Source organism: Streptosporangium sp. NBC_01469 (assembly GCF_036227305.1).
Lineage (GTDB): Bacteria > Actinomycetota > Actinomycetes > Streptosporangiales > Streptosporangiaceae > Streptosporangium.
Window position 1 is genome coordinate 5963451 of record NZ_CP109465.1, and the last position, 12774, is coordinate 5976224.

A 12774-nucleotide genomic window follows, 5' to 3' on the forward strand; every position below is an offset into this window, starting at 1 on the left:
GGCATCGAGGCCTCCACCGGGCCCGGCGCCACGGACACGTCCCTTCGGCGCCGCCCCGGCACCCCGGACCGTGTCACCCCCGCTGCGCCCGATCGTGCCGATCCGGTCCGGAGGGGCGGCCACCGGTGCCCCTCGCGCCGGAGGAAGCAAGGACGATGTGCCCTTTGGCCGTCAAGGGGTGACAAAGCTCGTGATGACGATTGGTGATTCTCCGTGAGTGCTACCCAAGGCTTGCCTAATCTCGGTGTCGTGACAATCGAGGACTTCCTTCCCGACCCCGACCGTTCCACCGTCGCGATCGAACCGGCACAGCCGGGTGCCGGCCACTGGGCCGGCGCCCCGAGCGCCGTGGCGAGCGACGGGCTGATCTACCTTGCCTACCGGCTACGCCGCCCCGTCGGCGAGGGCCGCGGCTACGCCGTCGTCGTCGCCCGCTCCACCGACGGTGAGAGGTTCGAGACCCTGCTCACCATCGGCAGGGAGGAGATGGACACCGAGTCGTTGGAGCGGCCCACCCTGGTCCGCACGCCGGAGGGGCGCTGGAGGCTCTACCTCAGCTGCGCCACCTACGACACCAAGCACTGGCGGGTCGAGGTGCTGGAGGCCGACGACCCGTCCGGCTTCCGTGCCGCGCAGCGGCAGGTCGTGCTGCCCGGCGACCCGAAGACCGGCGTCAAGGACCCGGTGATCGTGCTGCGGGACGACGTGTGGCACCTGTGGGCCTCCTGTCACCCGTTGGAGGAGGCCCACGAGGCCGACCAGATGGTGACCGACTACGCCACCAGCGCCGACGGCATCGAGTGGACCTGGCAGGGCACCGCGCTCAGCGGCCGTCCCGGCACCTGGGACGCCAGGGGGGCGCGGGTGGCGGCGGTCCGCTTCCTCGGCGAGGGGGTGGTGGCCTTCTACGACGGCAGGGCCACCGCTGCGGAGAACTACGAGGAGAAGACCGGCGTCGCGGTCGGCACCGACCCGGCGGAGCTGACCCCGCTCGGCACCGAACCCGTCGGGGTCTCGCCGTACGCGGGCGGCGGCCTGCGCTACATGGACATCGTGGACCTGCCGGGCGGCGGGCGGCGGCTCTACTACGAGTACACCCGCGCGGACGGGGCGCACGAGCTCCGCACCGAGCTGCGCTGATCACGGCACGGCCGCACCGGCACGTACGAACCGTGCCCCTCGCGTGCCGGGCGATCCCCGGCCGCGTACGGGCACGGTGACGCGCACGAACCCCGTGTCGCGCCGCCGGTATCCCAGGCGTGGTGGTGTCGACGGTTCGCCTGGCTGCTTCGATGACCACGTGTCGCACCGCCGGTGTCCCGGGCGTGGGCGCGCACGAACCGTGCCGGTCGTGTGCCGCGCGAGAATCCCGCCGCCGGTGTCCCGGGCGGACCGGCGCGCGGATCACGCGCCGGACGGCCGGTGTCCCGGGCGCGGGGCAGTGCCCGGGACCGTCCAGCCATGCTGGGGATTGGCAGGCTACGCCCTGGATCGTCCTCTATGTCTGGGGGCGACCGTTGCGCGCCTGACGCTGGCCGTCGGGGCGGATGCCGACCAGGCCGCCCGAACGCTCGCGGGGGCGGAGCCAGTCGCTGAAGTCCTCGCCGGTCACCTTCTGCAGCAGTGCCACGTCCTCGGTGAAGTAGGAGATCAGCTTCTCCCGCTGGTCCCAGGTCAGCGGCTGGCGGGAGCGGGCCCGCTCCTGCAGCCTGCGCTCCAGCGGGTCGGTCAGCGCCACGCTCACCCGCGACGGCAGGAACCGTCCCATGGACGATCCCACGCGCAGCGCCCGCGACAGCATCCGGTGTTCGAGGGTCGGCTCGGGGTGGGCGGTCACGTTCTCCCGGGGGACCTCGGTGACCACGCCGGTCTCCACCCCGAGGAAGCGGCAGATCCGGTCGAGGGTCTCGGCGGGGCGGTCGACCAGGTCGCGGTAGCGGTAGACGAGCACCTGATCGCGGGGGAACAGGGTGAACAGGTGCTCCAGCTGCTCGCCGTACTTGCCGAGCCTGAGATAGTGCCAGAACGGCGCCCAGCCCGCCCTGACCCGTCGCTCCTCCTCGGCGCAGGCCCTCACCACGTCGCCGATCGGCTCCAGCCCGGCCGACCACAGGTGGGTCCAGTTGGAGTGGGCGCGCTCCACCGGGTCGCGCAGCACCACGATGAGCCTGGCGTCGGGGACGGCTGCCCTGATGCGCCGCTGCGCCGCCAGGTCGTAGAGATAGAACGGGGTGGACTCGCCGGTGAGCGTGCCCGGTGGTGCCGCACCGAAGAGGGCCTCGTAGTCCTCACGTCGCCAGACGTGCTCGCGGTAGGTCTGGGCGTCGCCAGGTCCTCCCTTGGTCGGTGGCGGGCCGTCGCTGAGGAAGAACTTCGGTTCCTTCACCGGGGACATGAACAGTCCCGGGTGCCGGGCCAGCGCGGCGTGCAGGGCGGTGGTCCCGGCTTTGGGAGCACCGATCGTGAGGAAATTCGGCAGGGGCATCGCTATTACCCTTAATCCCTACTGTGATTATTGGTTAATATAGCCCCTTCTCGGGCGAAGGCAAGTGCCCGGCCATGCGATCGTCGCGCTCCGAGGGGCTTCCCGGGGGCCGGGATTTCGATCGTCGGCGCCTATCTCCAGGTCGTGGACGTGAAGGGTGCTGTCCCGTTCAGTGAACGCTGAGTTCTTTTCCGCTATTTCACTGCTGCGGAGGATTTTTGTCGCGTTATGAATAAACAGGATACCTGTGCCGTATTTAAGATTCGATCTCGCCGGGAGACCTGCCCCCGCCCTCCCGCGATCCGGCCCAGGTGCCCTTCCCGCCCGGATCGTTTCCAAACGGCCTCTGCGGTGCCGTGACGTGCCATCTCGTGCCCCCGTGCCGGGGCGCCGTGCCCCGCCCGTGCCGAGTGAGCGGCGTGGAGGTGCCGTCGGGCCGTACGGTCACGCCGCGCCGACGATCGGCGAAAGCCCAGGCAAAGGCGGGTGCGAATGTCATGGCGCAAAGGCGAACCTGGGCGGTAAGGGTCATCGCCGCGATTTCATAAGTCCTAATGTCACGACAAATCATTGGCATGAAGGTAATGCGTTGGCTGCAAACCAGGAATGAGGGAGATCCGGCGCGGCGACGCGCGGAGGAACCGATGAAGTGGACGACAGGGCTGGTCGCGGTGACCGTGAGGATCCCCCTTTTTTACGAGGGGGAGGAGGTCAACACCCACAACCCGCACCACGCCTACCCGATCGGCGACCGCTTCCCGCTGCTGAACCGGTGGGCGAGCCTCGGCGAGTACGCCAAGGCGGACATCACCCCCGAGGAGCTCACCTCCCTGATGGCGGGGGGTGCCGAGCTGAGCCGGGCCGGCGGCAACGCCATCTCCGTGAACCAGGTAAGTCCCCACGAGCCGGGCAAAACGAGTGAACCAGGTGAACCGCTCAGAAGTCGAACGACTCCACGTGGATACGGCGGCCGGGCACGCCCGCGCGGCGCAGGGCCTGGCGTGCCGCGACCGTCATCCCGGCGGGGCCGCACAGGTAGACGTCGTGGACGGCCAGGCCGGGGATGAGGGTCCGCAGGGCGCGTCCGGTCAGCGGCACGCTCCGCTTACCGGACGATCCGGTCAGCTCGTCCACGGTGTAGTGGATCTTGGCGCCGCGTGCGGCGGCGATGGCGTCCAGCTCGTCGCGGAGGATCAGCTCCTCGTCACGGCGTGCCATGTAGACCAGGGTCACCTCGCCGGGCAGCGTCTCGAAGAGCGCGCGCAGCGGGCTGATCCCCACGCCGCCACCGACCAGCAGCACCTGGGGCCTGCGGCGCCGCGCGGCGGTGAGGGCCCCGTAGGGACCCTCGGCCCACACGCGGGTGCCGGGCCGCAGCCCGGCCAGCGCGCCGCTGTGGTCGCCGACGTCCTTGACGGTGATCCGCAGGAAGCGGTCGTTGGCGGGGGCCGACAGCGAGTAGGGGTTGGCCGTCCACCACATGCCGGGGGCGAGGAACCGCCACCGGAAGAACTGGCCGGGCTCGGCGCCCAGCTCGTCCAGGTGCTCGCCGGTCAGGTAGACCGACACCACGGAGGACGACTCCCTGCGGACCCCGGCGACCCGCAGCCGGTGACGCAGGGCGCGGTGGACGGGGGTGAGGAAGCGGTACCAGACCAGCAGGGCGGCGACGGACACGTACAGCGCGTACCAGAACACGCTCATGACGGCGCTGCCGGCGAAGTCCGGGCCGGTGAGCTGGTGGCCGAACCCGAGGAAGACGGCCCCGTAGGTGACGAAGTGCAGGTAGTGCCAGATCTCGTACCGCATCCGGCGCCGCACCGCGCGCACCGAGACGACCGCGACGCCGGTCAGCAGCAGGAGGGCGAGCGTCGCCTCCAGCATGGCCGGGCCGTCCAGGATCAGCCCCGCGGTCCCCTCCAGCACGCCCGCGCCGGATCGCGCCACGTGGGCCGCGACGGCGAACAGCATGTGGGCCACCGACAGGACGATGGTGTGGCGGCCGCCCGTCGCGTGCCAGCGGGCCAGCCGGTCGGTTCCGACCCCGCGGTCCAGAGCGGGAACGCGGGCCATCAGCCCCAGCAGGACGGCGCAGGCGTAGCCCGCGAGCATGCCGGTGAGCCTGCCCGCCCAGGCCAGTGCCCCGGTGAACCCGGAGACCGAGGTCATGTCGGACCAGCACGTCGCGGTCGCCGCGACGGCTCCGGCGCCGATCAGGGCGAGGACCAGGGACGGCCGCGCCCGGCGCGCGGGCGGGCGGGCGGGGGTCCCGTGCCGCCGCGTACGCGCGGCGGGGTGCGGGCGCGTGCCGGAATCGGGGGCGGCGCCTCTCACGGCTCCAGCCGGGGAAGCTGGCCGCTGTAGGTTTTCTCCAGGGCGGCGGCGAACGCCTTGGTCTCCGGGTCGGCGCCGGATTTCTGCAGGCCCTTCGCGACCAGGACGGACTGCGTGAGATATTCGCGCGCGTCCTTGGTGAAGAGCCGGTCGAACGCGGCGCCGTCGGCCCGCTTCAGGGCCGCGAAGTCGTTGGGAATCACCATGCCCGGTATGTCATGCCCCTCGTGCTCGTTGCTCTCCGGCACCCCGGACCGCCGCAGCAGGTCGCGCAGTTCCCGGAGCGTCGTGCGGCGATCGGCGACGTGCTCCTCGGCGAACCGCCTGAGCTTCGGATTCGAGGTCTTGCCGGGGGCCAGTTCCAGCAGGCGTGCCGCCTGCTCGGTCATCGGGATCATCAGCTGCAACCACGCGATGTCGGTGCCGTTGAAGGGGCCCGACGCGCTTCCGGTCGGTGTGGGAAGCGCGGCGGGACCGCTTCGCGACGGTGGGTGATTCGTGGCCGAATGGGTCTGCGGCTCGGCGGCGACACATCGCGAGACCAGCAGCACGGTGAGTACGACGAGCACCGATGCACCGATCGTGGACGCCTTCATGTCGCTCCTCCACTCGCGCCGTTCCCATGGTGAGGCGAGGCCCGGTATGCCGGGCCTCGCCCCGTTCAGGTCAGACGGTACGCTTCCGCCCGAAGGCGGTCACCTGCCGTCTCAGGGGGTGCCGTCGGCGCCGCACTTGACGATCGGGCGGATGCAGTCGCGCACGCGGCGCTCCATTTCGGCCTCGGGCCAGGCGTTGAAGAAGTCACCGTGCATGGTGAATCCGGGGCCCGACGAGAGCCGGAACTTGGCCGGGTCGCCGCTGACCGGATAGCGCAGCACCTGGCGCAGCTTGGGCACGATCACCGGGTGCGAGGCCGGGCAGGCGCCGTTCACCGGGTAGGACATGTGGCTCTTGTGGTCGGGGGAGTCCAGGTCCTCGCCGTTCCAGCAGTGCGGGAAGTCCAGGTAGGACTCCAGCATCTTGCCGGCCGGGCAGTTGACGAAGTTCTTGGAGGAACCCACCTCACCGGCGTGCAGGCACGACCAGCGCGCGTTGCTGCCGGCGTCGGGCTGGGTGGCCTTGGCGTTGCCGGCCACGATCCGCAGGCCCAGCGGCAGCGGCCGGGTCTGGGCCATCAGCTCGTCCTTGATGCCCTCACCCAGGTAGTAGAACGTGGTGCCGGTCGGCTCGACGGGCTTGTCGTCGCTGTAGAGGGTCGGCACCCAGTACGAGGAGAGGTCGGTCTTCGGGCTGCAGGTGGTACCGGCCTTCAGCAGGCTCTCGACGTCGGAGTTGGCGTCCGTGGAGGTGTTGCCGAAGAAGCTGTGCATGTGCGACCCGCCGGCGAGGCCCGGCATCACGATCGGGTCGTCGGGCAGCCGGTGGGTGTAGGGGCACTCGGCGACGAACTCCGCGACCCGCACCGCGCCGGGCGGAACCGGGCCCTTGGGCAGGTTACCGCCGGGAGCCGGCGTGGTCGGTGTGGTGCTCGGCTTCGGTGTGGTGCTCGGCTTGGGAGTGGTGCTGGGGTCGGTAGGGGTGGTGCTGGGCTTCGGGGTGGTGCTCGGCTTGGGAGTGGTGCTGGGGTCGGTAGGGGTGGTGCTCGGCTTCGGGGTGGCGGTGCCCGAGCCGGTGCCGTAGACCTCGAACTCCCACAGCGAGACCCCGTACCGGGAGGAGCGCTTGGTGGCGTTGAGCCGTACGTAGCGGCCGGTGGCCGAGACGTTCAGGGTCTGCACGCCGCCCTTGCCCGCGGTCGTGGTGTGGATCGTCTTCCACTGGCCGCCACCGGCGGAGGTCTGGATCGTGAAGGCCGTGGCGTAGGCGTTCTCCCAGTTCAGCACGATCTTCTCGATCGCCTTGGACGCGCCCAGGTCGACCTGGAGCCACTGGGGGTCACTGAAGGCGCTCGACCAGCGGGTGTTCTCCTTGCCGTCGATCGCCGCCGAGGCGGACAGGTCGCCCCTCTCGGACGAGGAGGCGGTGGCCTTGCCACTCTGCGACAGCGGGACCTCGGCCGCGCTGGCCGGAAGGACGCCGTTCACCAGCGAGGCACCCAGGATGGTCGCGAGGGCGCCGGTGAGCGCGAAGCGGTGGACTCGCCTGCCCGATCTGCGACCAGGGGCCGTGGTGCGCGGAACAGTCTCACTCATGTGGATGAGGTCCTTAGGGGGATCGAGTTGCGGTGGACGTGATGTCTCGGCTGCGTCTCGGCCGGACCGGCTCGTGGCCCGGCGGGTCAGCGGACGGCGTCCTGTGGGGGAGGCGTCGGTGGCGCCGGGTGGCCGCGACCGCTCCGGCGGGGTTCAGGCGGGTGGGACCACCCCCGATCGGGGTGTGGCCGGAGGTCGCCGGGACGGCGATCCCATCGGCCGCCGCCGACGGCGACGCGGGAGACGACGAGGCAGTGCCGCTCGGACGGGGCGGGGGAGTGGGGGCGCGAACACCGCCGCCGTGCACAGCAGCACCGTACTGAACAGGACATATAGTCCTGTAACAGTGCCACCGCGCGCCTCCCGGGTGCCATCGTCACGAGCCTCCTTCGCCGTCACGCCCGGCGCCGGGCGTGTTCTGCTCCTGTACAGGAGACCCGTGGGAGGACGGGTGACAACAAAAACCTAAAAAAAGGACGAAGAAAATTTTCGTTGTCCACCTGACCTGCCGCCGGTCTCCATAGAGGGGGCTCGTCGGTCTTCCGCTATGAGGAGTTATGGAGAGAATCGTCCCTGCCCGGCGCCTGGCGTGGCGCGGGGAGGACGGACCGTGGACGACGACAGGAAGCGGAGTGCGATGCTCGGAACCGGCAGGGGCGGACCCGACACGGCGATGGTGGCCGCCGCGCGCGACGGAGACCAGCAGGCGCTGGACGCCCTGGTGGCCGACTCCCTCCCGCTCGTCTACAACATCGTCGGGCGAGCGCTGAACGGCCACACCGACGTCGACGACGTGGTCCAGGAGACGTTCCTCCGGGTCGTCCGCGCGCTGCCCGACCTGCGGGACCCGCAGGCGTACCGGTCCTGGCTGGTGGCCATCGCCGTCCGCCAGGTGCGCGACCACGAGCAGGACCGCAGGACCACCCAGCACCGCAGGGCCGACCTCGACACCGCCGAGGAGATGCCCGACCCCGCCTCCGACTTCGCCGCCGTGACCATCCTGCGGCTCGGGCTCACCGACCAGCGCCGCGAGGTCGCCGAGGCCACCCGCTGGCTGGACGGCGACGACCAGGCGCTTCTCGCCCTGTGGTGGCTGGAGGAGACCGGCGAGCTCGGCCGCGCCGACCTGGCCGGAGCCCTCGGCCTGTCGGGGCGCCACGCCGCCGTACGCGTCCAGCGGATGAAGGAGCAGGTCCAGACGGCCCGCACCATCGTGCGGGCGCTGCGCGCCGACTCCGGATGCCGCGAGCTGCACGCCCTCACCGCGAACTGGAACGGCATCCCCAGCCCGCTGTGGCGCAAGCGCTTCGCCCGGCACATCCGCGACTGCGCCGTCTGCCAGGGACGCACCGCGAACCTGCTGCCCATCGACCGGCTGCTCAGCGGGCTGCCGCTGCTGCCCCTGCCGGTCGGCTTCGCCATGCACCACCTCCAGGCCGTTCCCTCCGCCGTCGAGGCGGTGGCGCACGCCACCTCCTGGGGCGCCTCCCACGGCGCGCACGCCCTCGAGACGACGCGGCCGGGCCTGCTGGCCTCCCTGCCCCCCGCCCCGATCACGATCGGCGGCGCGGCGGCCGTGATCGTCACCGGCGTCCTGGTGTTCGGGCAGCTCACGGCCCCCGCCCCCGAGCCCGCCCCGCCGCTGGCCGTACCCGCGCAGACGGCCTCGCCGTCGCCGCCACCTCCGTCGCGGACGCCGTCGGAGCGCGCCACGCCCAAGCCCTCCCCGTCCCCCACCCCCAGCCGCAAGAAGGCCTCCCGCACGCCCACGCCGGCCCCGCCGCCCCCCGCCGTCGTCACCTCCCCCAGGAAGGGCGTCGGCGTGTGGAAGATGCCCGGCGTCGGCTCGGCCCTCGCGAAGTCCGGCGCGAGCTGGTACTACACCTGGTCCACCCGTCGAGAGGGCGTCACCGGCCCCAGGGCGGACGGATTCGTCCCGATGATCTGGGGATCGGGCAGCGTCACCCCGGAGAACCTCGCCCAGGCCAGGAGCGCCGGACCCTACCTGCTCGCCTTCAACGAGCCCGACCTGCCCCAGCAGGCCAACATGACCGTGGAGGAGGCGCTGTCGCTCTGGCCGAAACTCATGTCCGCGGGCCGCGTGCTCAGCAGCCCCTCCGTCGCGTTCGGCGCCGACACCCCGGGCGGCTGGCTGGACCGCTTCATGTCCGGAGCGGAGGAGCGGGGCTACCGCGTCGACTTCATCGCGCTGCACTGGTACGGGGCGGACTTCCGCCCCCAGCCCGCGGTGAACCAGCTCAAGTCGTACATCCAGGCCGTGTACCAGCGCTACCGCAAGCCGATCTGGCTCACCGAGTACGCCCTGATCGACTTCTCGAACGGCACCCGCTACGCCAGCGACGCCCAGCAGGCCGCGTTCGTCACCGCCTCCACCAAGATGCTCGCCTCCCTGCCGTACGTGCGGCGCTACGCCTGGTTCGGCCTGCCCTCCTCGGACACCGAGCCCAACAGCGGGCTGTTCCGCAGCGACGGGACCGTCACCCGCGCGGGCCGCGCCTTCCAGGCGGCCCGCTGACCGCTGTGCCCCGCTGTGCCCCGCCGTGGCCCGGGGCGCCGCCGGGCCCGCGCGGGTGGATAGCCTTGCCGGGTGCCCGACCCGTACCTGACTCCGCAGGAGACCACGGAACACGAGATCGAGATCAAGCGCTCCCGGTTCCTGTGCGCGGTCGGCCCGGTCTCCTCGGAGGAGGCGGCGAGGGAGTTCGTCGCCACGCGCAGGCGGCTGCACGGTGACGCCACGCACAACTGCTCGGCGTACGTGATCGGCGGCGACCGCCGGGTCCAGCGGGCCGACGACGACGGCGAGCCCGGCGGCACCGCCGGGACCCCGATGCTGGAGACCCTGCTGCGCCGGGGCGTCGCCGACGCGGTGGCGGTGGTCACCCGATACTTCGGCGGGGTGAAACTCGGCGCCGGGGGCCTGGTCCGCGCGTACGGCTCGTCGGTCGGCAAGACGCTGGACCTCACGCCCCTGGTCGGGATGGTGCCCGCCAGGGTGATGACCGTGACCGTGGATCACGTCAGGGCCGGGCGGCTGGAGAACGACCTGCACGCCTCGCCGTACGAGGTCAGGGAGGTCGTCTACGGCGCGGACGTCGGCTTCCGCGTCGGGGTGCGCGAGCGGGACCTGCCCGCCTTCCCCGGCTGGGTCGCCACGCTGACCGCGGGACGCGCCGGGGTCGAGCCGGGCGAGGCGATCCACCTCAGGGACGCCTGACCCGCGCCGGACTCCCGCGGGAAACGTAGATCTTTCCCCGGGAAGGCCCAGGACACGCGCCGTCTCCGGGGTGATAAATGTGGGATGGGTCACACTCGGCGCGGGGCGACGGCGCCGATCGACGGCCCCGGCCGCCCGTCCCCGGTGGCGAGACGGGCTCCCCTCACGCCCCCGCCATCCCCGTCCTGGCCGCTCGATGCCTTCCTGACGTGCGGGAATCCGGGGGAATCTCCGGCCCTCGCGGTCGCGTCGCGGGCGGCTGCGGTTTTCCGCAGCCGCGCTCTACGGCGCGCACCAGGCGAGGCGGGGAGCGTTCCGCATCCACACCGTACGCAGCTCTCCGTAGCCTTGTCCCTATGAGTTCACCGAATGTCGACGGGATCGCCGGATGGGCGATCAACCTTATGGAAACCCTGGGCGCGCCCGGGGCGGGGCTGGCGATCGCACTCGAGAACCTGTTCCCGCCCCTGCCCAGCGAGGTGATCCTGCCGCTGGCCGGGTTCACCGCGAGCAAGGGGAACATGGGGCTGTTCGACGCCGTGCTCTGGACGACCCTGGGATCGGTGGTCGGCGCGCTGGCGCTGTACGCGGTCGGGGCCCTGCTGGGCCGGGATCGTGTGGTGTTCATCGCCTCCAAGCTGCCGCTGGTCAGTGTCTCCGACATCGAGAAGACCGAGGCGTGGTTCGCCAGGCACGGCAGGAAGACCGTCTTCTTCGGCCGGATGATCCCCATCTTCCGCAGCCTCATCTCGATCCCGGCGGGGGTCGAGCGGATGCCGATCCTGATCTTCACCCTCCTCACCACCCTGGGCAGCCTCATCTGGAACACGGCCTTCGTGATGGCGGGGTATCTGCTCGGTGAGCAGTGGGACCTGGTCGAGCAGTACATGGGGATCGTGTCGAAGTCGGTGCTGGGCATCGTGATTCTCGCCGTGATCGTCTTCATCGTGGTCAGGCTGTCCGACAGGCGCAAGGGCAGGCACCACGCGTAGCCGGGAACGCGCCGATCAGGGCCTGCCGGGAGCCGGCGGGGCTCGCGGCCGGGTCCCTCGGCCCCGGCCGCTCCCCTCCTCTCCCGGCGGGCCCTTCCCCGCTCGCGACACGTTCGCCGGTGCTTTTCCCCGCGTTGCGGGGAATCGGGATTTCCCCGCGTTGCGAAGAACCGGGAGACAACGGTCCGGAAGCGCCCGGGAGGTGTCGGCGAGGGCCGGAAAGGGTGCGGCGGATCAGGGGGACGTCGATCCGGCGCGCCGCCGGTAGCGCGAGCGGGCCAGGTCGTGGGCCGTGCGAAGCAGCTCCCGGACCGCCTGCTCCGTCCTCGGCCCCGGGTTCACCACGGCCAGCCAGCCCAGCGTTCCGTAGACGGGGTGCGCCACCACGGAGTCGGCCTCGCTCGGATCGGCCTCGCTCGTGGCCGCGTCGCGCGGCTGCAGACCGGTCCAGCTGACGAAGGCGTCCTTTCCCGCGGAGACGTTCAGGCGGAAGGCGCCGGGACGGTTCAGCCGTGACCGCTCGTCCTCCGGGTAGTCCTTCGTCACGATCGTCGCGAAGGGCTGGGTCGTCTTCGGGACCTCGCCGTCGGGCGCGTAGTAGAAGAACGCGTCGCCCCAGGTGAGCTCGGGTGAACCGTCGCCGGGTGCCGGCCTGAGGATCAGGATCCCGTCGAGGCCGGTGAGGAATTCGATGATCTCGTCGATACTCATGTGTTGTAGCGTTTCATTCATGTGGTTGTGGAGACTTTTCCCCGAACATGCCCAGGTGGATGGGTGAGAAGTCGCAAGTCGGCCAATATGCGGACGGTCGATGTCGCGCGACACGCCGGGTGCTCCGTCCAGCAGGTGCGCAACCTGGAGCGCGACGGCGTGCTGCCTCCGGCGGCGCGCACCGACACGGGATACCGGATCTACGACGAGGCGCATCTGCGCTCCGCGCTGGCCTATCGAGCCCTCGCCGACGGCACGGGGCCGGTCGAGGCCAGGAGGATCATGCGCGCGGCGCACGCGTATCCCGCCTCGGACCTGCTCGCCCTGCTCGACGCGGCACACGCCCGGCTCGACACGGAGCGGCGGGAGCTCAGGCTGGCCAGGGAGGCCGCCGCGACGATCTCCGGGGAGTCGATCGGCGACGTACGCCCCTCGGACGTCATGGGCGTCTCAGAGCTCGCCGTCGCGCTCGGCGTGCGCCCCTCGACGTTGCGGCACTGGGACGCGGAGGGGCTCGTCGTGCCCCGGCGGGCCTCCCCGAAAGGACCGCGACGCTACTTCCCGGACGATGTCCGGGACGCGCGGATCGTCCATCAGCTGCGCATGGCCGGCTACCGCATCGCCCCGCTCCGGGCGCTGATGCCGGAGCTGCGGCGCACCCGCCGCTGGGACGAGGTGATGACCACGCTGGCCGCCCGGGACGCGAGCGTCGACGCCCGATCGAGAGCCCTTCTCGACGGTGCCGCCGCGCTCGGCGCGTTGATCCCGCCGTCGGGCTGAGGCCGACGCTGTGGTTTTCCGCACCCCGGAACGGCCATGTAC

10 protein-coding genes are annotated in these 12774 nt (G+C 71.3%); 5 read left to right on the plus strand and 5 right to left on the minus strand.

Features of this window, described 5'->3' with window-relative positions:
• Positions 1 to 249 precede the first annotated feature (249 nt).
• Positions 250 to 1140, plus strand: coding sequence for a hypothetical protein (locus tag OG587_RS26175; protein WP_329079737.1), 891 nt, complete (start codon positions 250 to 252; stop codon positions 1138 to 1140).
• Positions 1141 to 1498: 358 nt separating this feature from the next.
• Here OG587_RS26175 and OG587_RS26180 read toward each other — a convergent pair whose 3' ends face one another.
• From OG587_RS26180 to OG587_RS26195, 4 genes are all read right to left on the minus strand, one after another.
• Positions 1499 to 2485: a sulfotransferase family protein gene (locus OG587_RS26180; protein ID WP_329079739.1), complete on the minus strand. Its 987-nt coding sequence runs from the start codon at positions 2483 to 2485 to the stop codon at positions 1499 to 1501.
• A gap of 936 nt (positions 2486 to 3421) precedes the next feature.
• A complete protein-coding gene (locus OG587_RS26185) occupies positions 3422 to 4819 on the minus strand; it encodes a ferredoxin reductase family protein (protein ID WP_329079741.1) in 1398 nt (465 codons plus the stop codon).
• Entirely contained in the window at positions 4816 to 5415 is a 600-nt protein-coding gene (locus OG587_RS26190) for a DUF305 domain-containing protein (RefSeq protein WP_329079743.1), read from the minus strand. The genes OG587_RS26185 and OG587_RS26190 overlap by 4 nt, the downstream gene beginning before the upstream one ends.
• Before the next feature lie 111 nt (positions 5416 to 5526).
• Entirely contained in the window at positions 5527 to 7011 is a 1485-nt protein-coding gene (locus OG587_RS26195) for a DUF1996 domain-containing protein (RefSeq protein WP_329079744.1), read from the minus strand.
• A 610-nt stretch (positions 7012 to 7621) separates the two neighbouring features.
• On the opposite strand from OG587_RS26195, the gene OG587_RS26200 reads away from it, so the two are divergent.
• The 3 genes from OG587_RS26200 (at position 7622) to OG587_RS26210 (ending at position 11241) form a co-directional block, all read left to right on the plus strand.
• Positions 7622 to 9547, plus strand: a complete 1926-nt coding sequence (locus tag OG587_RS26200; RefSeq protein ID WP_329079746.1) for a sigma-70 family RNA polymerase sigma factor — start codon at positions 7622 to 7624, stop codon at positions 9545 to 9547.
• Positions 9548 to 9619: 72 nt separating this feature from the next.
• Positions 9620 to 10249 carry a YigZ family protein gene (locus tag OG587_RS26205; protein WP_329079747.1) on the plus strand — a complete coding sequence of 210 codons (630 nt, stop codon included), beginning with the start codon at positions 9620 to 9622 and terminating at the stop codon, positions 10247 to 10249.
• A gap of 356 nt (positions 10250 to 10605) precedes the next feature.
• Positions 10606 to 11241, plus strand: coding sequence for a DedA family protein (locus OG587_RS26210; RefSeq protein ID WP_329079748.1), 636 nt, complete (start codon positions 10606 to 10608; stop codon positions 11239 to 11241).
• A 234-nt stretch (positions 11242 to 11475) separates the two neighbouring features.
• Here OG587_RS26210 and OG587_RS26215 read toward each other — a convergent pair whose 3' ends face one another.
• A complete protein-coding gene (locus OG587_RS26215; protein WP_329079749.1) occupies positions 11476 to 11952 on the minus strand; it encodes a DUF6194 family protein in 477 nt (158 codons plus the stop codon).
• A 63-nt stretch (positions 11953 to 12015) separates the two neighbouring features.
• On the opposite strand from OG587_RS26215, the gene OG587_RS26220 reads away from it, so the two are divergent.
• Complete coding sequence (locus tag OG587_RS26220; protein ID WP_329079751.1) at positions 12016 to 12732, plus strand: MerR family transcriptional regulator; 717 nt, start codon at positions 12016 to 12018, stop codon at positions 12730 to 12732.
• Positions 12733 to 12774: the final 42 nt, after the last annotated feature.

Bases quoted from the DNA above. Each gene is read 5' to 3' on its own strand.
- OG587_RS26180 (WP_329079739.1), bottom strand. From the start codon at position 2,485: ATGCCCCTGCCGAATTTCCTCACGATCGGTGCTCCCAAAGCCGGGACC.
- OG587_RS26190 (WP_329079743.1), bottom strand. From the start codon at position 5,415: ATGAAGGCGTCCACGATCGGTGCATCGGTGCTCGTCGTACTCACCGTG.
- OG587_RS26195 (WP_329079744.1), bottom strand. From the start codon at position 7,011: ATGAGTGAGACTGTTCCGCGCACCACGGCCCCTGGTCGCAGATCGGGC.
- OG587_RS26210 (WP_329079748.1), top strand. From the start codon at position 10,606: ATGAGTTCACCGAATGTCGACGGGATCGCCGGATGGGCGATCAACCTT.
- OG587_RS26215 (WP_329079749.1), bottom strand. From the start codon at position 11,952: ATGAGTATCGACGAGATCATCGAATTCCTCACCGGCCTCGACGGGATC.